This is a genomic window from Thermithiobacillus plumbiphilus, assembly GCF_038070005.1.
In the GTDB taxonomy this organism is placed as follows: Bacteria; Pseudomonadota; Gammaproteobacteria; order Acidithiobacillales; family Thermithiobacillaceae; genus JBBPCO01.
Genome location: NZ_JBBPCO010000010.1, coordinates 20,912 through 41,113, shown reverse-complemented (window position 1 = coordinate 41,113; position 20,202 = coordinate 20,912). Strand labels below are relative to the sequence as shown.

21 protein-coding genes are annotated in these 20,202 nt (G+C 64.3%); 2 read left to right on the top strand and 19 right to left on the bottom strand.

The features are described from left to right. Positions 1-7: 7 nt before the first annotated feature. The 19 genes from WOB96_RS10500 to WOB96_RS10410 all read right to left on the bottom strand — a co-directional run bounded on the left by WOB96_RS10500 (position 8) and on the right by WOB96_RS10410 (position 17,480). A complete protein-coding gene (locus WOB96_RS10500) occupies positions 8-805 on the bottom strand; it encodes a type II secretion system protein N (protein WP_341371246.1) in 798 nt (265 codons plus the stop codon). After that, positions 802-1,302, bottom strand: a complete 501-nt coding sequence (gene gspM / locus WOB96_RS10495) for a type II secretion system protein GspM (protein ID WP_341371245.1) — start codon at positions 1,300-1,302, stop codon at positions 802-804. The genes WOB96_RS10500 and gspM overlap by 4 nt, the downstream gene beginning before the upstream one ends. Beyond that, positions 1,299-2,540 (bottom strand): type II secretion system protein GspL, encoded by a 1,242-nt coding sequence (gene gspL / locus WOB96_RS10490; protein WP_341371244.1) that lies wholly within the window; start codon positions 2,538-2,540, stop codon positions 1,299-1,301. Before gspL ends, gspM begins: the two co-directional genes overlap by 4 nt. Next, positions 2,540-3,466, bottom strand: coding sequence for a type II secretion system minor pseudopilin GspK (gene gspK, locus WOB96_RS10485; RefSeq protein WP_341371243.1), 927 nt, complete (start codon positions 3,464-3,466; stop codon positions 2,540-2,542). Before gspK ends, gspL begins: the two co-directional genes overlap by 1 nt. Continuing rightward, positions 3,463-4,083, bottom strand: coding sequence for a type II secretion system minor pseudopilin GspJ (gspJ, locus tag WOB96_RS10480; RefSeq protein WP_341371242.1), 621 nt, complete (start codon positions 4,081-4,083; stop codon positions 3,463-3,465). Before gspJ ends, gspK begins: the two co-directional genes overlap by 4 nt. Then, the gene (gspI, locus tag WOB96_RS10475; RefSeq protein ID WP_341371349.1) at positions 4,073-4,630 is read right to left on the bottom strand and encodes a type II secretion system minor pseudopilin GspI; all 558 of its coding nucleotides are present in this window, start codon (positions 4,628-4,630) and stop codon (positions 4,073-4,075) included. Before gspI ends, gspJ begins: the two co-directional genes overlap by 11 nt. Before the next feature lie 17 nt (positions 4,631-4,647). After that, on the bottom strand, positions 4,648-5,163 hold the full coding sequence (gene gspH, locus WOB96_RS10470) for a type II secretion system minor pseudopilin GspH (RefSeq protein WP_341371241.1): 516 nt from the start codon (positions 5,161-5,163) through the stop codon (positions 4,648-4,650). Between the two features lie 14 nt (positions 5,164-5,177). Beyond that, the gene (gene gspG / locus WOB96_RS10465) at positions 5,178-5,606 is read right to left on the bottom strand and encodes a type II secretion system major pseudopilin GspG (protein WP_341371240.1); all 429 of its coding nucleotides are present in this window, start codon (positions 5,604-5,606) and stop codon (positions 5,178-5,180) included. 43 nt (positions 5,607-5,649) lie between these two features. Continuing rightward, positions 5,650-6,864, bottom strand: coding sequence for a type II secretion system inner membrane protein GspF (gene gspF, locus WOB96_RS10460; RefSeq protein ID WP_341371239.1), 1,215 nt, complete (start codon positions 6,862-6,864; stop codon positions 5,650-5,652). 36 nt (positions 6,865-6,900) lie between these two features. Beyond that, positions 6,901-8,490 carry a type II secretion system ATPase GspE gene (gspE, locus tag WOB96_RS10455; RefSeq protein WP_341371238.1) on the bottom strand — a complete coding sequence of 530 codons (1,590 nt, stop codon included), beginning with the start codon at positions 8,488-8,490 and terminating at the stop codon, positions 6,901-6,903. Further along, complete coding sequence (gene gspD, locus WOB96_RS10450; protein ID WP_341371237.1) at positions 8,487-10,670, bottom strand: type II secretion system secretin GspD; 2,184 nt, start codon at positions 10,668-10,670, stop codon at positions 8,487-8,489. The genes gspE and gspD overlap by 4 nt, the downstream gene beginning before the upstream one ends. Positions 10,671-10,758: 88 nt before the next feature. Further along, complete coding sequence (locus WOB96_RS10445) at positions 10,759-11,613, bottom strand: type II secretion system protein N (RefSeq protein WP_341371236.1); 855 nt, start codon at positions 11,611-11,613, stop codon at positions 10,759-10,761. A gap of 358 nt (positions 11,614-11,971) precedes the next feature. Further along, entirely contained in the window at positions 11,972-12,805 is an 834-nt protein-coding gene (locus tag WOB96_RS10440) for a phosphate/phosphite/phosphonate ABC transporter substrate-binding protein (RefSeq protein WP_341371235.1), read from the bottom strand. A gap of 17 nt (positions 12,806-12,822) precedes the next feature. Further along, entirely contained in the window at positions 12,823-13,209 is a 387-nt protein-coding gene (locus WOB96_RS10435) for an SCP2 sterol-binding domain-containing protein (protein WP_341371234.1), read from the bottom strand. 118 nt (positions 13,210-13,327) lie between these two features. After that, positions 13,328-14,065 carry a tRNA threonylcarbamoyladenosine dehydratase gene (locus WOB96_RS10430; protein ID WP_341371233.1) on the bottom strand — a complete coding sequence of 246 codons (738 nt, stop codon included), beginning with the start codon at positions 14,063-14,065 and terminating at the stop codon, positions 13,328-13,330. Next, a complete protein-coding gene (locus tag WOB96_RS10425) occupies positions 14,040-14,834 on the bottom strand; it encodes a TatD family hydrolase (protein ID WP_341371232.1) in 795 nt (264 codons plus the stop codon). The genes WOB96_RS10430 and WOB96_RS10425 overlap by 26 nt, the downstream gene beginning before the upstream one ends. Before the next feature lie 94 nt (positions 14,835-14,928). Then, positions 14,929-16,344 (bottom strand): ammonium transporter, encoded by a 1,416-nt coding sequence (locus tag WOB96_RS10420; protein WP_341371231.1) that lies wholly within the window; start codon positions 16,342-16,344, stop codon positions 14,929-14,931. Between the two features lie 14 nt (positions 16,345-16,358). After that, positions 16,359-16,697 carry a P-II family nitrogen regulator gene (locus tag WOB96_RS10415; RefSeq protein ID WP_341371230.1) on the bottom strand — a complete coding sequence of 113 codons (339 nt, stop codon included), beginning with the start codon at positions 16,695-16,697 and terminating at the stop codon, positions 16,359-16,361. Positions 16,698-16,733: 36 nt separating this feature from the next. Continuing rightward, positions 16,734-17,480: a TorF family putative porin gene (locus WOB96_RS10410; RefSeq protein WP_341371229.1), complete on the bottom strand. Its 747-nt coding sequence runs from the start codon at positions 17,478-17,480 to the stop codon at positions 16,734-16,736. A 266-nt stretch (positions 17,481-17,746) separates the two neighbouring features. Here WOB96_RS10410 and WOB96_RS10405 point away from each other — a divergent pair, with 266 nt between their 5' ends. Continuing rightward, positions 17,747-18,991, top strand: coding sequence for an FAD-dependent monooxygenase (locus tag WOB96_RS10405; RefSeq protein WP_341371228.1), 1,245 nt, complete (start codon positions 17,747-17,749; stop codon positions 18,989-18,991). After that, positions 18,978-20,195 (top strand): UbiH/UbiF/VisC/COQ6 family ubiquinone biosynthesis hydroxylase, encoded by a 1,218-nt coding sequence (locus WOB96_RS10400; RefSeq protein ID WP_341371227.1) that lies wholly within the window; start codon positions 18,978-18,980, stop codon positions 20,193-20,195. Before WOB96_RS10405 ends, WOB96_RS10400 begins: the two co-directional genes overlap by 14 nt. Positions 20,196-20,202 lie beyond the last annotated feature (7 nt).

Genomic DNA, 20,202 nt, shown 5'->3' with positions numbered 1-20,202 from the left:
GCGCTTTTCACATGCTGAAATTGAAATTGAAGGCGTGTACGCCATTGCCCTGGTCCGGGCCGAGGAAGGACAGCACCGGCTGGATTTGCGCGGCCTGTGGGCCAGTGGCCTGGGCCGTGCCATCGAGCCTCAGACGCGGGCTGCCGCTCTCGATCTCGCCACGGGCATTCAGCCGCAAGGGACCACTCAAGGTCTCCAGGCGCAACTGGCGTTCCTGCAGGTTCAGCCGGTAATTGCCCAGCGGATTGACGGGGCTCAGACCAAAACCGGCCAGTTGCCAGTCCACCCGCCCCCGGCCTTGCAGCCCCTGGGGACCGAACTGCAGCTCGGGCAGATCAAGCACCAGGGTGCCTTTCGGGTCGAGCGCGCTGAACTGGCCCAGGCGCGAGGCCAGATAGGTCATCGGAATCTTGCCAGTCACGTCCGTGAGCTGATAAGCCTGCCCCTGCGGTTGCAGATCCATGCGCATCTGCCCGGCCGGACCATTGACGCGCAGGCTGACTTTCACCTTGCCGACCAGCAAAGGCAGGACATGCACGCGCCACTGCGTCTGCCCGAGCGGCTCCAGGGGGCCAGTCGGGCCACGCCAGAAGGCCCGGGCGGCCGAGCCCTGCCAGAGCGTGCCCTGCACATCCTCCAGGATGATGGGCTGTTGCGGACCCTGCCGGGCCAGATACCAGGGTACCAGGCTGGCTGGCGCCATGATGATCAGGGCCAGCAGATACAGGATGAGACCCGCCAGCAGCCAGACCCAGAGTGAGCCTGTGCGCCAGAAGCTGGCGCTGCGTTGCGACATGGCGCTCATGTACCGCCTCCGGCAAAGGCGATCTGGGCATTAACCCTGCCCGGCCCATTTGCAGCGCCCATCTCCAGCGTCTCCACCTTAAGGCCATGCTGGCGCTGCAGGATGTCGATCCACTGGATCAGCGGATTGAAGGTCACCTGCTCGAAGCGCACCCGTAGCCGTCCGGTATTGTCTGGCTGGATCTGCGGGGCCGGCAGGCCCGCTTCGGTTGCGGCCTGGCGCATGACCGTCACCGGATCGGCGGGGTTTGTCGCGGCATCACTGGCGGGCACATGCTGTCTCAGTGTCTGGACTTCCTGGGCCTGCTGGCGCAACTGTGCCGCAGCGGCCCGCAGTTCGGGCAGGGTGCGCTGCAGGCGCGCCCGTTCCTTTTGTACGGGCAGCCACAGATAGGCGTAGAGCAGGGCCAGCAGCAGCAGGGGCAAACCCAGGCCGATCAGCCAGCGTTCCCGCGGATTGCGCTCACGCCAGAGTTGCTCAAGGGTTGCAATATTCATGATCCGCCAGCCTCCTGAATCTGCAGGCGGGTACTCACCCCACCATCCCCGGCCTGCTCCGGACCCGCCTGAACCCGCACGCCATTGGCACCCAGGGCACTCACGAGGGCACCAGTCTGGCCGGGTCCGGGGGCGCGGACATCGGCTTCCAGCACATCATTGCCATAGCGCAGGGCACGCACTTCGACCTCATTGCTGCCCGCCAGCACCGGCGCGACACGGCTCAGGAGCACGAGGAAGTCACCCGCCTCGGCCATGCCCGCCCGCTGACGCAAATCGGCAAGCTGCCGCTGCATCTGCAGGGGCGGATCCACCAGCGCCGCATTGGGAAAGGTCTGGCGGAAGGTGCTGGCCATTTCTGCACGCAGCTGGTTCGCCTCGCGCTTGAGCATCCACCACTGCCCGATGGTTCCGAGCACCTGCACCAGCAGCATGATTCCGAGAATGATGAGCGCCGGGCGCAGGGCAGGCCACCATCCCGCATTGCCCCGCGCGGGCATGAGACTGCCCTGGAGCAGATTCAGGGGCGCGGGGCCAGTCTTGCGCGCGGCCTCCAGGAAGGGGTCACCCTGATGCAGCACCACCGGCAGTCCCAGGACCCTGGACCAGCTGGCGATGTCCGGCAGGGGCTTGCCGGTGGCCCGGATGTCCAGCCCGAGCGGGGCAGCACCTGAAGTGCGTGCCTCCTCGATGGCGTGGACCAGGCCCAGGGGCGGACGGTCGACAGTGCCCACGTCCAGCGGCTGGCCCAGTGCCTCGGCCTGGCGCAGGCTGCCCTCTCGGCCATCCCAGAGTACCGTCCAGCGCTGTGGGTCCAGATTCGGGAGGACCAGCACGTCGGGCACGGCAGTGCGCGGCTGGATACCAAAGCCTGCCAGGCGATCCAGCAGCTCGCGTAGCCAGGCGCGATCCACCACGGCCACCACGCTTTCGCCATTTGGCAGTTCAGGCCCCAGCGCGACATGCACCTGTTCGGGATCGACCGCCAGCTGATCCTCCACCGCAAAGGGCAGAATGTCTCGCACTTTCGACGCAGAGCGGGTCGGCAGCCGCACCGTGCCGAGCAACACCCGCGCCGCCGGCAGCCAGAGCTGGGTTGCACTGCTGCGTCCCTGCCAGCTTGCCGGCGGCCGTTCACCCCTCTCATCCTGCACGGCACCGCCGTCCGCCACCTGTATCCAGCGCAGCTCCGGCGTTTCCGGCCAGTCGGGGCCGACCTGTATGATCCTGTGAGACATCAGGCACCTCCCGGTACGCGCCAGATCACCTTGGGCCAGGCAGCACCCTGGCGGTTGAGCAGGGCACGATAGCGCATCGTTACCCGGCCCACCATGGCCTGACTGTTGACGAGAAAATACTGGCTGGCGACATTGAACAGGCTTTCATCCACGCCCGCCACCGAGGCGGGCAGGCGAGCCCGGAAATCCTCGATGCCCTTGAAGGGCGCCCGTTCGCGCGCCCTTACCAGGGCCTGTGCCTGGGTCAGGGGCAGCTCCAGTACGGCGGAAAGCAGCTCGGGCGGCGCGGTATTCACATTGATCTGGGTCGGAGAGGTGGCTGGCAGGGCGATGACGTAGGGATAGAGCCGGTCGAGGTCATCCCGCGCGATGCCCTCCACGGCATAGAGATTATTGGCTGAATACAGCAGCCGTCCCGAAGTCGCGCCCGACTGCGTCGGCGCCACCGGGGCCGCAGCCGTGCCACCGCTTGCCGTTACCGGATTCAGCCAGGCGCTGATCCGGTCGCCTATTTCCGGGTTGAGCTTCAGATTCTGTAAAAGCCGCTTGAAAATAGCCAGGTTTCTCTCCTGTATCGGACCACTGCCCTTGAGGTTGTTGAGATTGTAGCGTGCCTGCGCATCGCGGATATAACCACCGAGCTGCCCGTTTTCAACCTCGAGGCCGGCCAGGGTCTGGGCCCAGGCCTCGCCGGGATGATCGGTATCGCCCTCCTTGGCATCCTCGGCCAGAATGCCGCGTGCCCATTCCACGCCAGCCGCGGCAAGCGTTTCCGCCTGTGCCTGATCCCGCATATTCTGTACCTGACGGGTCCAGATGCCTTGCTGCCAAGCCAGGAAACTCGCTACGCTGGCGGCCATGGCCATGATGAGGATGGCGGTGATGACCGCCACGCCCTGCTCGCGTACTGAGCCCTGTCCGTTCATTGCAGCGAGAAGATCCGGGTGACGGGAGCCATGCCGCGCAGGCGGACCTGTACTTCCACGCCCCAGGGCAAAGGGGTCGTATTCTGGTCGCCAGGCCAGTCATCGCGCCAGTTGCCGTCCGGTCCCAGATATCGCAACCGAAATTCCTCCACATTTTCCGCCAGGGTGAGCACCCGCGGCTCCGGCTGCGCCTGACCGGGATTGGCGGCCGGCCAGAGCAGGAACTCCACCCGCCCTTCCCGCAAGCGGTAGGCGACCCGGTGCAGGGCACTGGCCGGTGCGGGATTGGCCGGATCACCCATGACATGCATGCTCAGCAGCGTTTCCTCGGTATCCGTCGGCTGCACCTGGGCTAGGAACACCGGCTCGGGCTGGCCATCCTCCCTGGCCGGTACGTAGCTCGTCGCCGTGGCAAAATTCCGGCCCATCTGACCCAGCAGCAAGCCCAGTTCACGCCATTGCGTGGTGATGGCCGTGAGCCGTTCCCGGGCCAGCAGAACCTGGTCCAGCCCGCGGTAGGCGACCACCGACATGATGGCAAAGATCATGATCGCCACCAGCACTTCCAGCAAGGTGAATCCGGCAGTCGGGCGCCGGGCCGCGAACTCAGTATCCACGGGGTTCCTGGGCCCGAAGCTCCTGGGCCTGCAGCTCTTCAGGGCTTGGGCCTCCAGCATCCGCCTCGGATCCGGAGGGTATCGCATCCGGGCTGTTCGCCTCCGTCCCTGGCGACGCTTCGGTATCGGGCTGCTGGTCGTCCTGTTGTGGCGGGGCGCCGGGATCTTCGGGCTCACGCACCAGATAACCCATCAGGGTCGCAAGCACCTGCTCCGGCGCCTGGGCGGCATAGACCCGCACGACAACGCGGCGGAAGACCGGGTTCGGCGTGTTGCTGACCACCTCCTGCCAGACATAGCGCATGCCGGCCTGCTCGGCATCGCCCTCGAACTCGCCCGGGGAGGGCCAGTCATGCAGGGCCAGGTGCAAGGCCATCCGGTTCTGGGCCACCCAGGTGGCGCCCAGGCGGTCACGCAGCGCCTCGGTCTGGCCCGCGGCCAGGCCAGTCGCCCGCAGGGCGGCCGCCAGGGCCACCGCCAGAATGGCCAGGGCGACCAGCACCTCCAGCAGGGTGAAGCCTCGGGCTGCCGCCGGGCCGGAGCGCACTGGCAAGGCGGCAGACCTCATCCCGGCGCCGTCGCGGAGACGACCCGCACGCGTCGGCCATCTCCCGCCAGCTGGATCCGGTAACCTTCCAGCGCGAGATCGAGCTCGAAGGGTTCGCCCAGACCCGTCGGACTCAACAGCAGGGGTGACTTCATCGGCAAGGGTACCGGCTGGCCGTTGATGCTCAGCGCTTCGACGGCTATCGCGGCCCGCCACTGCCTGGGGCGCAGGAGTTCATCGTCCTCCACTACCGACCAGGCCGGCTTGTCCGTGTCTCCGGGAACATCGCTCACGGCTGCATTCTCCCGAACGAAGCGGTAGCCATTGGCGGACAGCTCGAAACCCAGGGTATTGCCGCTCAGCACGGCCTCCTCCTGTGCCTGTTCGATCAGGAGCGCCAGGCGTTGCGCCTCCTCGCCGAGCTCACGACGCTGGTCGGGCATGAGATTGATGCCCACCAGCCCTAGCGTGATACCGATCAGTACCAGCACGACCAGGATCTCGATCAGCGTGAAGCCGCGCTGACGGTACATGGCCTCAGGCCAGCTTACTGAGTGTTCCAGGAGCCGATATCCGCATCACTGCCCTCGCCGCCGGGCGCGCCATCGGCCCCCAGGCTAAACACATCGACCTCGCCGTGCACACCGGGACTGAGGTATTGATAGGGTTGTCCCCAGGGGTCGCGCGGCAACTTGTCCAGATAGCCGCCGGCCTTCCAGTTCGCGGGAACCGGCGGGGTGCCGGGCTTGCTGACCAGCGCCTGCAGACCCTGCTCCGTGGTGGGGTAGCGGTAGTTGTCGAGCTTGTAGAGCTTGAGCGCCTGCATGATGCCACTGATGTCCTGACGCGCCGCGACGATGCGGGCCTCATCCGGGCGGCTCATGATCTTGGGCACCACCAGCGCCGCCAGAATGCCGAGAATCACCACCACCACCATGATCTCGATCAGGGTGAAACCACCCTCTGTGATTCGCATGCCATTCGGCGCTCTGTTACGGTCATTCACTGCGTCGTGCTCCCTATTTTACCAGTTGGTTCATTTCAAAGATCGGCATCAGGATGGCCAGCACGATGGTCAGCACCACGCCACCCATGGTCAGGATCATCATGGGCTCCAGCAGGGCGGTCAGGGCGCCGACCCAGCCCTCCAGCTCGCGGCGCTGCTGATCCGCGGCGCGGCTGAGCAAAGGGCCGAGCTGGCCACTGGCCTCGCCACTGCCGATCAGATGCACCATCATCGGCGGGAAACGGCCACTGCGCTTGAGTGCCCGATGCAGGCTGCCGCCCTCGCGCACCTGGCGCTCGGCCTCTTCCAGGGCCTCGCGCATGGGCAGGTTGTTGACCACGCCCTGGGCGGCCTGCAGGGCCGACAGCAGGGGCACCCCACCGCCGACCAGGATGCTCAGGGTGCTGGCCAGACGCGCGGCATTGAGCCCGCGAATCAGGCGCCCGACCACCGGCACCTTCAACAGAAAGGTATCCAGGCGCCAGCGCCAGGCGGGCTTTCTCAGCAGGCGCAGACCAATCACCGCCAGGACCGCAAAGAGTATCAGCCAGTAGATGCCGGTGGCACGCAGGAAATCGCTCAGGCCGATCAGCATGCGGGTGAGCAGCGGCAGGACCTGATCGGTACTTTCGAAGACTTGCACCACCTGCGGCACCACATAGGTCAGGAGGCCAAGCACCACGGCGATGGCCACCAGGCTCACCAGTGCAGGATAGACCATGGCCAGCACGACCTTCTGGCGCAGGGCCTGTCGGTCCTCGGTATAATCCGCCAGACTCAGCATCACCGAGTCCAGACGCCCGGAGCTCTCACCGGCACGGATCAGGGTACGATAGATCTCGGGAAAGGCCGCCGGATAGGCGCCCATGGCAACTGCCAGGGACTGGCCCGACAGCACGCCGGTGCGAACCCCGGCCAGAATCTGTGTCGCGCGGGGCGATTCGCTCTGTTCGATGAGCCCATTCAGGGATTGCTCGATCGTCAGGCCGGCCGCCAGCAGGGTGGCAAACTGGCGGGTGACGAGCGCCAGCTGCGCGGCGGGCAGGCCCCGGCGCAAGCGTATCGTGCCGCCACTTCCACTCCGCTCGCTGCGGATCGGCTCGACCCGCACTGGGATGAGGCCGCGCTCCCGCAGCGCCACGCGAACCTGCCTTGCGGTATCGCCTTCCAGCACGCCGCGCTGGGTACGGCCATTCTGCCCCATCGCCTCGAACTCAAAGGCCGCCATCAGCAATCCTCGGCACCTGTCTCATGGAATGATGGCCTAGCTCCGGGCGACGCGCAGGACTTCCTCGATCGAGGTCGCGCCTTCGGCAACATAGCGCATGCCGTCCTCGCGCAGCGACAGCATGCCCTGCTTGCGGGCATGGTCACGCAGATCCTGCTCGGAAGCCTCGTCATGGACCAGCCGGCGCAGGGTGTCATCCATCGTGATCAGCTCGTAGATACCACTGCGTCCCTGGTAACCGGTCTGGCCACAGGCCGGGCAACCCTTGGCGCGATAGATCAGCCCAGCGGGCAGGGGATGGCCAACGACAGCGCGTTCCCGCTCGTCGGCCTGATAGGCCTCCTTGCAGATCGGGCAGAGCTTGCGCACCAGGCGTTGCGCCAGTACCCCAATCAGGCTGGAGGCCAGCAGGAAGGGTTCGACCCCCATGTCCGCCAGCCGGGTGACGGCGCCCACGGCATCGTTGGTATGCAGGGTGGCCAGCACCAGGTGCCCGGTGAGACTGGCCTGCACCGCTATCTGCGCGGTCTCCAGATCGCGGATCTCGCCGATCATCACCACATCCGGGTCCTGACGCAGGATGGCGCGCAGGGCGCGGGCGAAGCTGAGATCGATGCGCGGATTGACCTGGGTCTGCCCGACCCCGGACAGGTCATACTCGATCGGATCCTCCACCGTCATGATGTTGAGGGATTCGGTATCGAGCCGTGACAGGGCGGCATACAGCGTGGTGGTCTTGCCCGAACCGGTCGGGCCGGTCACCAGGATGATGCCATGTGGCTGGCGGATCAGGCTGTCCAGGGCCCGGAGCGTCGGCGCCGGCATGCCGAGGCGATCCAGGTCCAGGCGCCCGGCCTGCTTGTCGAGCAGACGCAGCACCACCCGCTCGCCGTGCCCGGTAGGCAGGGTCGACACGCGCACGTCCACCGGCCGGCCGGCCAGCTTCAGGCCGATGCGTCCATCCTGGGGCAGGCGTTTTTCGGCAATGTCGAGCTGCGCCATCACCTTGATGCGCGACACCATGGCGGCATGAAGGGCACGCTGGGGCGAGACGATGTCGCGCAGGGCGCCGTCCACCCGAAAGCGCACCACGGATCTTTCCTCGAAGGCCTCGATGTGGATGTCCGAGGCATTTTCGCGCATGGCCTGGGTCAGCAGGGCATTGATCAGGCGGATGATCGGCGCGTCGTCCTCGGCTTCCAGCAGGTCGGAAATCTCGGGAATCTCCTGGGCGAGCTGCTCCAGGTTGAGATTGTCGCCCATGTCGTCGATCAGGCGCTCGGCGGCATTGTCGCGCCGCTCATAGGCCTGGTTCAGCGCCGTATCGAATGCTGCCACATCGAGGATGCGCACGCTCAGGGGACGCCCCAGGGTCCGGCGCAGCTCGGCCATCACCGCGGGTGCGGGATAGGCGCGTGCCCAGACTTCCAGCAGGCCGTCATGCTCGCCCGCCACCACTACGCCCTTGTTGCGGGCGAAGTGATAAGGCAGCTTCTGGGCCCAGTGGCTGTCCGGCGTGTTGGGCTGGCCATTCTCGACGGGCCCGGCCTCACCAGCGCCGATCCGCACGGCCACCCGCTCGGATTCGAGAGGCACCGCCCGGGCCGATGTGTTCAACTCGGTCATTTCGTTTGTTCCTCAGTGCCGCCCTGCTGTCTGGCGTCATCCCTGCCGGATCTGTCGTCACGCGGCTCCCGGGTGCTCTCCGGGGAAGGCGGATTGACCTTGAAGGGCGGCAACTGCGGCGGGGCCACGTAGGGCAGGACGGGATGGCTTTCCACGGACATGTTCATCTGCTGCCCGCGGATGTAGTCGTAACGATCCTGGGTCAGACCCTGCCCGACCACCGGATCACGGATGACCACCGGCCGCAGGAAGACCATCAGATTGGTCTTGCTGTGCCGGCGCGTGTTGTAGCGGAACAGATTGCCCAACACCGGGATCTGTCCCAGGATGGGAACAGATTGCCGGCCGTCGTCCAGGCTGTCCTGAATGAGCCCGCCGAGCACGATGATGTTGCCGTCGTCGACACGGACCTTGGACTCCAGGGAACGCTTGTTGGTGATGATGTCGGCGGGACGCACGTTGGTCGCCACGGCCTGAGCCAGGCTTGACACCTCCTGGTAGATCTGCAGGGTGATGCCGCCGCCCTCGCTGATCTGCGGCCGGATCTTCAGGGTCAGGCCGACATCCCGGCGCTCGATGGTCTGGAAGGGATTGACCGCGGCCCCGGTGCCGGTGGCGGTCGCCTGGGCATAGCTGCCAGTCACGAAGGGCACGTTCTGGGCCACCACGATCTTGGCCTCGGAATTGTCCAGGGTCAGCAGATTGGGCGTGGAGAGAATGTTGGCATTGGCATCCGATTCCAGCGCCCGCGCCAGTGCCGCGATATTCACAACATTGAGGCCGCCGATATTGAGGCTGCCGCGAATCACGCCGAGGGTCAGACCATCCCCGACATTGGCGAGATTACCGGGATTGAACGAGATGCCGCGGATGCCACTGGGGCCATTGAAGTTGGTGCCGCCGAACACAAGATTGCCATCGACATCCCGGGTCCCCTGCCACTGGATGCCGAACTCGGCGGCCTTTTCCTCGCTTACCTCGGCAATCAGGGCCTCGACGTAGACCTGGGCGCGGCGCACGTCGAGCTTGTCGATGACCGAGCGCAGGGCGTTGTACATGCCATCCGGCGCGGTGATGATGATCGAATTGGTCGCCTCATCGGGCTGTACCATCACGGTTTCCGGTCCGGCGAGACGCCCGGCCGCGCCAGCAGCCCCGCCCGGCGCTGCAGCCGGTGTCGCCCCGGCGCCACCGGCATCGGTGTTACCACTGTCTCCGGCCGGCACGTTGCGCATCTGACCGGTGATCAGCCCCTGCAGGACCTGCGCGAGCTTGCCCGCTTCGGCATTGCGCAGGTAAACCACATGGATGTTGCCCGAGCCGCTGGCCGGCACGTCAAGGGTTGCCACCAGTGCCCGGATGCGCAGCAACTGGCCAGGATTCTGGGTACGCACCAGCAGACTGTTGGTACGCATGTCCGGCACGATGGACAGAGAACTGGCCTCCCCCCCGAGCTCGGGCATCGGTGCCGGCACAGCACCTGCGGGGGCACCCGGCTGGACCGGCGCGCCGCCCCCGCCCTGGGTATTGTTGTCGGTCATTAGCCGCGACAGGAGCTGCGCCATGTCCACCGCCGAGGCGTGCTTGAGCCGCACCAGGTTGATGTCCGCGCGGCTACGGGGACGGTCGATGGCGGAAACGATGCTGGTGATGCGCCGCACGTTGTCGGCGTAATCGGTGATCACCAGGGTATTGGTGCCGGGATAGGCCGCCATGTAGTTATTGGGCGACACCAGCGGCCGCAGTACCGGCATCAGCTGTGCCGCGGACTCGTTCTGCAGCTGATAGATCTGGGTGATGATCTGGTCACCGCGGCTGCCCGGCTGTTTGCCCAGATAGGTGGGAGTCGCCATCAGCTTGGCATCGGTTTCCGGCAGGATGCGCGTCACGCCACTCCCCTGCACGGCCGCGAAACCCTGCACACGCAGGGCGGCAAGGAACACCTGATAGGCCTGGTCGCGGGGGATGGGCGTGCTGGAGATAATGGTCACGTTGCCTTTGACACGCGGGTCCAGCAGAAAATTCCTTCCTGTGATCTGCGACATCATCTTCACCACGGATTCGATGTCGGCATTCTGAAAATTCAGCGTGACCCGGTCCTGGGCGGCCCAGACACTTCCGTGCCAGATCACGCCCAGCAGAAACAACGTGGAAAGCCCCCGCCTGATCTGGCTGACCATCAGTTCACCACGCTCATCAGATCACCATTACCGGAGCCGATCGCCTGCATTCTTGCCTCCTTATGTCTTTCCACATTTTTGGCCAAAGCTAGCTGAAGCTGTAACTCAATTGCTGAATGCTGCCATTGCGCAGCACGTCGATGCGCAGACTGCCAGCGCTGATGCCATTGCGGGCCTGGGTCAGGGCCTGATCCGGGCTGGTCACCGGCTGGCCATTGATGGACTGGATGACGTCGCCACCCTGCAGGCCCAGACGTTGGTAGAGCCCGCCACCCGCCACCGAAACCACCTTCAGCCCGCCGCCGGGATTTGGCGCCAGCACCCCGGCGCGAATCCATTGCGCCGGATCACGCATTGCACTGTTGATCAGGGCGCGCGGCACGGTGACGTTCCTGGGCTGGGCAGCAGCCGGCGCGCCCACGGCAGATACATCTGCAGGCTGACTGCCAGCCGCCGTCGGGAATTCGAGGGTCTCCTCCCTATTCCCGCGCAGGATGGTCACCCGATCCGGGCTCACCTTGAGCAATTTGATGCCCGATGCGATCTCCCCGCCTTCGCGCACGATCTGCGCCGTGCCCTCCGCATTCACGATGGCGTAGCCCGGGAAGCGACCGCTGCCACTGAAAACGCCCTGCAATTCCAGGGGGATGGCGGGTACCTCGGCAACGGCCCCAGGGGCTTCGCTGCGGGAACTGCCGAAAAGGCCACTCTGGAGAATGGCATCGACATTGACCGACACGGCAGCCGGCGTGGAAGACCGCCCTGAGACGGACGCCCTGGGCTGTGCGAAAGTCCAGGTCCAGTAAGCCAGATGCATCACGAGCAGCAGCAACAACGGCGCGGCAATCAGCCACGCAGGCAGGGACTGGCTTTTCTGCAGGAAAACGGGTTTGGCTGAAAAGCCGCGAGTCAGGTTCTGATTGCGCAAGAAGGCAATATTCAAATTAGGCGACCTATTCAGGTTCAGCGCCCGAAGCGCGCGCGATTTTCACAAAAGGCGTCACAACTTCCTGCAAGACGGGCTCTGGACAGAAATAACCGGGACCAAAGAAGATCCAGGATCATCAAGCGCAATTGGACCAGCATATTTTCTCAGAGTTCCGACCCAAGTCGGGGTCCTGATATGAGAATAGCCTTATGGCAGAGCTACTGGAATATAGCAGAAATGAGGCAAGAGGTGAAAACGTTACCTGGGACTTTAGCCTGAGTCATGGACACCCTGACAGGATGCAGCCTGAACCGGCCTCAGGCCAAGGCTGAAAATACCCAGGCGGTCTGAAAGGGCGGGATTTCCCTCCCGATCAGTCATCCTCTTCGCGTGCCACGACAAAGGCGGATGCATCCAGCGCAAGACTGGACGTGGCGGCCAGATCGATGGCCTCGTGCCCGCTGATGTACTCATCGGCCAGCATGGTCAGGCAGTCGATTTCCTCCGGCGTTACCGCCTCGAATCCCAGGAAACCGATGTCCTTGAGCAGCGCCTGGCCTTTCTCGTCCTGACGCATACCCACCAGCGTCTCGCGGATGGCATCGGCATGTTCGGCAAGACGCGGACTGATGCAGAAGGAATGAAAGGCGAAGGCGTCATCGGACTGGTCGATCACCTGGAGTCGGTCGCGGATCAGGCCCGAGGCCGCGCCATGCACCTCATTGAACACGAAGCCGAGATCGGCCCGCCCCTGGATCAGGGCCTTGATCACGCCCTGATAGCTCTCGGTATACTCAAAGCGCAGGCGGGCCCGGTCGATGTCCGCCTTGTCGAGCAGGAAGAGTCCGACCATGTGTATCAGGGTCTTTTCCGAGGCCGAGGCCACCCGGATCTCGGCGGGCAGATCGGCATAGCTGCCCAGCGGTCCTCCAGCCTGGCTGCAGAGCAGAACCTCGTCAAAGTGCTCGGCGGGCTTGGCCAGGGACTGAAAGCCGAGCTTCTGGATGTACTGCACGGCATCGAAGGGATTGGCGTAGACCAGATCGAATTGGCCGGCGAGCACGGCATTGCGGGCCTCGTCAAAGCTATTGAAGGGCGAAAAGCGCAGGCCGATGCCAAGCTGCTTTTGCAGGTAGGTATTCATCAGATACCAGCCAGGCAGGTTCTTGCCTGAATAATTGGGATCGACGGTAAACTGAAAGGACATGGCGATTCCTGCCTGGTCTAGAGATCGAAGCTGGCGGGGATTTCACCCATGATGCTCATGTGGATATTGAAAGGGGTCATGTACTTCATGGCCGTCATCATCGAGCCCTTGAAGTTGATGCGCTTGGTCATCAGCCCCATTTTGCCGCTCATCTCGCCGGTAATGAGTTTCTGCCAGTTCTCGAGCTTCGCGGAGATGATGAAGTCACGCCGCCGACCATCCGAGGGCCCGGCATAGATGGCCTTGCCGGCCTTCACGAACATCATCACCGGCGGCATGTCCGGCCGATCCTCGACACTGTATTCGATGGTGGCATTGAAGTTTTTCAGCATGCTCTGCATTTCGTCGTGAGTGTTCCACTGTTTTGACACCGCGCGGATCCACTCCGGACTCATGAATTTCATTGTTTCTTCCCCCCTGGACCGACCCTGACTGGCAGTCCCCGCGCTTTGGCCTTTTTCTTAGCTATAGCCTATTTTGCGGGTTTTACCATGCATGACCGTCAAATGCCGACACGTTTTTTCAAGCATCCGAACCTGACAGCAGGTGCTGCACGGCGACTCCAGCCAGCATGAAGCCAAACAGCGAGGGCATGTAGGAGATGGTGCCGTTGACGGCACGCGGGCGGCTCGGAATGGGGCCGTCGATGGGCTGAGGCGGCAGCGGCGGACGCGGGATCTCGTCGGAGTAGACCACCGGGTAGTTTGCGCGCAGGCGCAACTTGCGCAGGTTGGCGCGCATCTCCCGGGCCAAGCCGCAGACACTGGTCTTTTCGAGGGTGCTCACCCGCGCGCGCGACGGATCCAGCCGCCCGCCGGCCCCCATGCTCGACGCCACGGGCACGCCCTGGCTCAGGCAGGCAACCACCAGCGCGGTCTTGCAGGCGAGACTGTCGATGCAGTCGAGCACGAAGTCGAAATTGCCATTTGCCACCAGCGCCGCGGCTTCCTGTTTTTGCAGAAACTCGGTACGCACATGCAGCCGGGCGTCGGGGTTGATGTCCCTGATGCGCGCCGCCATTGACTCGGTCTTGGGCTGGCCGAGGGTGGAATGCAGGGCCACCAGTTGACGATTTAGATTGCTGATGCTGACCACGTCATGATCGAGCAGGGTGATCTCGCCCACCCCGCTGCGGGCGATGGCTTCGGCCGCCGCCCCACCCACCCCGCCGAGACCGGCGATGAGCACGTGCTTGCCGGCGAGCCGGGCCAGGCCCTCGGGACCGATCAGGATTTCAGTGCGGGCAAAGGGATGATTCATAGAGATCGTCCAGGTGAAAGAGCTTCAGGGTATTGCGAAACGTGGCCTCGGCCAATTCTGCCGGATCCGCCTCGCGCCATTGTGCCAGGGCGGCAAGCACTGCGGGCAGATAGGCCGGTTCGTTGCGGCAACCCCGATGCCCGGCGTCGGGCTGGTCGGGGCTGTCGGTCTCCAGCAGCAAACGATCCTGCGGCAGGCTTTTGACCAGCCGATGCAGGCGGTGCGCGCCAGGGTAGGTCAGCGGGCCGCCAAAACCAAAGCAAAAACCCAGGTCCATGAGCCGGCGCGCCTGCTCCTCGCTGCCGGCGAAACTATGAATGACGCCAGTGACGCCCGGAAAGCGCCGCAAGGTCAGATACACATCCTCGACGGCATGGCGGGCATGCACCACCACCGGCAGATGCAGATCCCGGGCAATGCCCAGTTGCGCCGCAAAATAGTATTTCTGCCGATCACGATCGAGCTCCGGCAGATAATGATCCAGACCGATCTCGCCGACAGCCACTGCCGACTCACTCGCCAGCCAGTCACCTAGGGCATCCAGATGCGCCGGCTGGTGCTCGGGCAGATACACCGGATGCAGGCCATAGGCCGGGTACAAATGCTCATCGGCATTGCAGACCTCGCGCAGGCGCGGCCAGAGCCGGGCGCTGATGGCGGGCACGAGCTGCGCGATCACACCGGCCTCACGCGCGCGCGCCAGGGCAGCCGGACGATCGGCGTCGAAGCTGTCATCGTCGAAATGGGCATGGCTGTCGAAAAGACGCATGCCCCTAGTATGCCATAGCCGATGCCGGCTGAAAGCCAATAAAAAGGGTGGACAGTCACCTGTCCACCCAAGCCACGCTGAGGAGAGACGTGGGTCAGCTACTGTAAACGCGTTCACCATGCTGGCTGACGTCCAGACCCTCGCGCTCGGCTTCTTCCGCCACGCGCAGGCCCATCACCAGGTCCAGCACCTTGAGGATGACGAAGGTGAGCACCACGGTGTAGCCGATGGTGGCGCCGACGCCGATGAGTTGCGTCACGACCTGGCCGGCATTGCCTTCCAGCAGGCCCGCCGTACCACCGATGCCCTTGACCGCGAAGACACCGGTCAGGATCGCGCCGACGATGCCACCGATGGCATGCACGCCAAAGGCATCCAGGGAGTCGTCATAACCCAGCGCATTCTTGAGGCTGGTCGCCCCCCAGAAGCAGACCACGCCGGCAACGAGACCGATGGCCAATGCGCCCATGGGGCCGACGAAACCTGAAGCCGGAGTGATGGCCACCAGGCCCGCCACCGCACCTGAAGCGATCCCGAGCACGCTGGGCTTGTTGTGGCTCATCCATTCGGCAAACATCCAGGCCAGTGCCGCGGCGCCCGTGGCGATCTGTGTCACCGCCATGGCCATACCCGCACGGCCATCCGCCGCCAGCGCACTGCCGGCATTGAAGCCGAACCAGCCCACCCACAGCATCGAGGCGCCAATGACGGTCAGAATCAGGTTATGGGGCGGCATGGGCTCCTTTTTGTAACCGATGCGCCTGCCCAGCACCAGGGCGGCCACCAGTCCCGCGACCCCGGCATTGATGTGCACCACCGTGCCGCCAGCGTAGTCGAGAATCCCCTTGGCGAAGAGCCAGCCATCCGAGGCCCAGACCCAGTGCGTGATGGGCGCATAGACCAGCAGCGACCACAGCCCCATGAACCACAGCAGGGCCGAGAACTTCATGCGCTCGGCGAAGGCGCCAGTGATCAGGGCCGGGGTGATGATGGCGAAGGTCATCTGGAAGGTCATGAAGACGGTTTCCGGAATGGTCCCGCTCAGACTGTCCACGCCGATGCCATTGAGAAAGAGCTTGCTCAAGCCGCCCACGAAGGGCCCGCCCTCGCTGAAGGCCAGGCTGTAGCCAGCCACCATCCAAACGATGGTCACCAGGGCGGTGATGGCGAAGCTCTGCATCATGGTGCCGAGCACGTTCTTCTGACGCACCATGCCGCCATAAAAGAGCGCCACGCCCGGGATGGTCATCAGCAGCACCAGCGCCGTGGCCACCAGCATCCAGGCAGTGTTGCCCGAATCCAGCGTGGGCGTGTCCGCCTCGGCGGGAGCAGCCGCCGCCTCGGGTGCGGCTGCCTCAGGGCTTGGAGCGGGTGCAGGCATTGCAGCCGGGGCCTCGGTCGTGGCATCAGGGGTCGCGGGGGTGGCCGGTGCATCCTGAGCCAGTGCAGCGCCTGATAACAGGCAGAACGCCAGTAAAGTACCGGCCAGGCCGTTTGCCATTATTTTCATTTTTCCCTCCATTTTCAGAGTGCTTCGCCGTCGGTTTCGCCGGTACGGATGCGCACCGCCCGCTCGATGGGCTGGACGAAGATCTTGCCGTCGCCGATCTTGCCGGTGCGTGCCGCGCGTTCGATGCCTTCTATGGCCTGGTCCAGCAGGTCATCCGGCACCACCACATCGAGCCGCACCTTGGGCAGGAAATCGACCACGTATTCAGCACCGCGATAGAGTTCGGTGTGGCCCTTCTGGCGCCCGAAACCCTTGACCTCGGTGACCGTGACGCCGCGCACACCGATCTCCGAGAGCGCCTCGCGCACATCGTCGAGCTTGAAGGGCTTGATGATTGCTATGATGAGTTTCATGTGCTTCCTCCTTCAGGATGGAATGCCGTCATGCCGCTAGAACGCCAGGTTCAGACCCAGCCAGGTATTGTCGCCAATATCGGTATCGTAGCGATCCTTGCCGCCTATGGTGTAGTTCACGCTCATGCTCGCACCCTTGATCGGCAAGGGATGGCTGAGACTGACGGTGGCGTCGGTGAAGTTGCTGGATTCGGTGCCGCCAGTTAGATAGTCGCCTTCATTTTCAAAGAAGTAGTACCCGGCATTGGCGCCAAAGGTGAAATCGTTGGGCATGGGCAAGGCGATGGCCAAATTCGTATAAACATCGCCCTGGTTGGTCCAGTAAGCATCCTGCAGGGCATAGAAGGCATTGAAGGTCAGCAGCCCGTATGCCAGCTTGAGGTTCAGCTCGGCGGAGTTATTATGATTGGCCTGTGGATAGAGATAGCCGATGACGCCGACGCCGTAACCAAATTCGCCGACCTTGCCGCCATAGCTGAGAATCAGATCATTCTCGGTGCCGGTGATCTGTGCTGAGCTCGTGCCGGAGTAGGAAGCCGGGCCACCAACCACGGTGTAGTCCACGGTCGATCCCCAGTAACCCAGGGACAGCCCACTTTCATGGTTATAGGTCAGGCCGCCCTGAACCGCCGCGCCGCCGCCGGTCTGATTGAATCCCCGGAAAATGTAATTGCTCACGGCGCCGATGTTGCCGGTGATTTCGGCGAAAGCCGTGCTCGAACCAGAGAAAAGACCAAGGCCAAGCAATGTGAGGGATACAAGGGTTTTGTTTTGTTTGCGCATCTTATTCCTCCAGGAAATTGTTTGTGGACTTGCCGTAGCATCACCTAGCACAAGCCATGCCAATATTTTTTATTTTGAAATTTCAATGTCTTACGAGATAGACAAAGACTTTTGCCGGATACCCCCCCTGTTTCAGGTGGTTTCGTGCTCCAAAGTTGTGCAAAGCCTTGGCGCCATGACATTGGTCTGGCGGGCAATATGTGTTATCTATGCGGATAGAGTGAATTCCCGCCCGAAACCGCTGATTACCGCAGCGGAGGACGTGTATGACCAAGAAAATCGAATGTGACATTGCCATCCTTGGCGACGGCCCTGCCGGCTTGAGCCTGGCGCTGGCGCTGGCCGACAGCGGGCTGTCGGTCGCCCTGCTGGATACCCTGCCCGGCCCGCGTCCCGGCTCATCCCCGCCGGAAAGAACCCTGGCGCTGTCGCTGGGTAGCACCCGCATCCTTGAACATCTCGGCATCAAGATCAGGGGCACGCCCATCAGCGGCATTCAGGTCAGCCAGAGCGGCACACCGGGCACCGTGCACCTCGATAGTGCATTGATTGACGCGCCCTATCTGGGAATCGTGCTGGAACTGGAACAACTGCGAGACAGCTTGTCCGAAGCCCTGCATGGCCGCACCAACCTGGTGCAAATCCCTTTCGGGCCGGTGCAGGCATTGCAACAGCATGCTCACCATGTTTCGGTGCATGGCCGTGACAGCGAGTTGCGCGCACGCCTGCTGGTCGCCGCCGACGGCGGTCAGGGTGGCGTTGCCGAACTCGCCGGCCTGCGCCGCGTCAGTTGGGATTACAACCGCTTTGCCTGTATTGCCTCAGTCACCCCCGACCGCCCGCCGGCGGGCATTGCCTATGAACATTTCCTGCCAGCAGGTCCCCTGGCCTTCCTGCCCTTCAGCCAGGAGCGTTTCAGCATCGTCTGGAGCCTGAGGCCAAGCGAGGCAGCGCAGCTCGACACTCTCTCGGATGCCGCCTTCCTGGACCGGCTCAATCGTCTGGCCCCGCGCAAGCTCGGGCGGATCCGCGCCACGGGCCCTCGCGCCATGCTGCCGCTGGCCTTTCAGCGCACGCTCGGCAAGCCGGATCAGCGCCTGGCCCTGGTAGGAAACAGCGCCCAGACCCTGCACCCGGTCGCCGGCCAGGGCTTCAACCTCGGCCTGCGCGACGGCGTCACGCTGGCGGCCATGATCAAGGCCGCCAGCGAGCGCGGCGAGGACATCGGCGGTCCGGTATTGCTGGAGCGCTACCTGGCCAGCCGCCAGCAGGATCGCAGCGAGATCATCGGCCTCACTGAAGGGCTCAACCGGCTGTTCTCCAATGCCATCCTGCCGCTGAAGCTGGCCCGGGGCCTCGGGCTGGTGGCCATGGACCAGGTTCCTGCCCTCAAGCGCCGCCTGGCAGCACGCGCCGCAGGTTTGGAGATCCCCGCGGGCAGCCACACGCCGGCCCTGACGCCCGGTTCAGGGCATGCACCTTCAAGCGGAGAACTGCATGCTGGCCTCTGAACAAGAACCCGACATCATCATTGCCGGTGGCGGCATGGTCGGCGCCGCCCTGGGCCTGGCCCTCAGCGACTCGCTGTTGCAAATCCGGCTTGCCGAAGCCCGTCCGCTACACCTGATCGAGCAACCCGACCCGCTGGAGCGGGCCAGTCTGATTGCCGAAGGCTCTGCACGCTTCCTGCAAACCCTCGGGACCGACATCGGCAGGATCGGCACCCCGGTCAAGCGCATGCGCGTCTGGGACGACGACCACTTCGGCGGCATCCAGCTCGATGCCGAGGAAGCCGGCGCCGCCCAGCTCGGCTTCATCGTCGAGAACCGCCGGCTTGAGCAAACGCTTCACCAGGCGCTGGCCACGCGCAGCAATGCCACACTGGCCTATGGCGCGCGCCTGCGGTCAGCCCAGCCCCGGGGCGATGAAATCGGCGTGGATGATGGTGATCGACACTGGCGCACGCGCCTGCTGGCCATCGCCGAAGGGCGGGAATCCGGACTGCGCCAGGCGCTCGGCATCCCCACCCTGCGCAGCAACTATGAGCAACAGGGCATCATCGCCACGGTCTGGACCGAGCGTCCGCACGGCAACACCGCCTTCCAGCGATTCCTGCCGACCGGTCCGATCGCCATGCTGCCCTTTTCGCCCGCGCCCGACGGCAGCCCGCGCTGCTCGCTGGTCTGGAGCGCCCGCGACAGCCGGGCGCGGGCCTTGATGGCGCTGGAGGACGAGACCTTCCTCAGGGAACTGCAACTCGCCTTCGGGCCGGTGCTGGGCCGCCTGTACCGGATCGGTCCGCGCGCCGCCTTCCCCTTAAGTGCCCTGCACGCCCGCTCCTACATCGATGAGCGCAGCGTCTTGCTGGGCGACAGCGCCCACGGCGTGCATCCGCTGGCGGGGCTGGGCGTGAATCTCGGCCTGCGCGATGCCGAGTGTCTGGCGGATCTGGTGCGAGAAGCCGCAAGGCGCGGCGAGGACTGGGGCCGGCGCGAACTGCTGCGCCGCTACGAGGTCACGCGCCGTCCCGACAATCTCGCCACCCTGGCGGCCACCGACAGCTTCCACCGGCTTTTTTCCAATCGCATCAGGCCGCTCGCCTGGCTGCGCAATGCCGGCATGCTGGCGACACAGTTGACGCCGCCCCTGAAGCGCGTATTGATCCGCCAGGCCATGGGACTTGGCGGACGGAACCATCTACCCGAAAAGGCGTAGCCCTTTT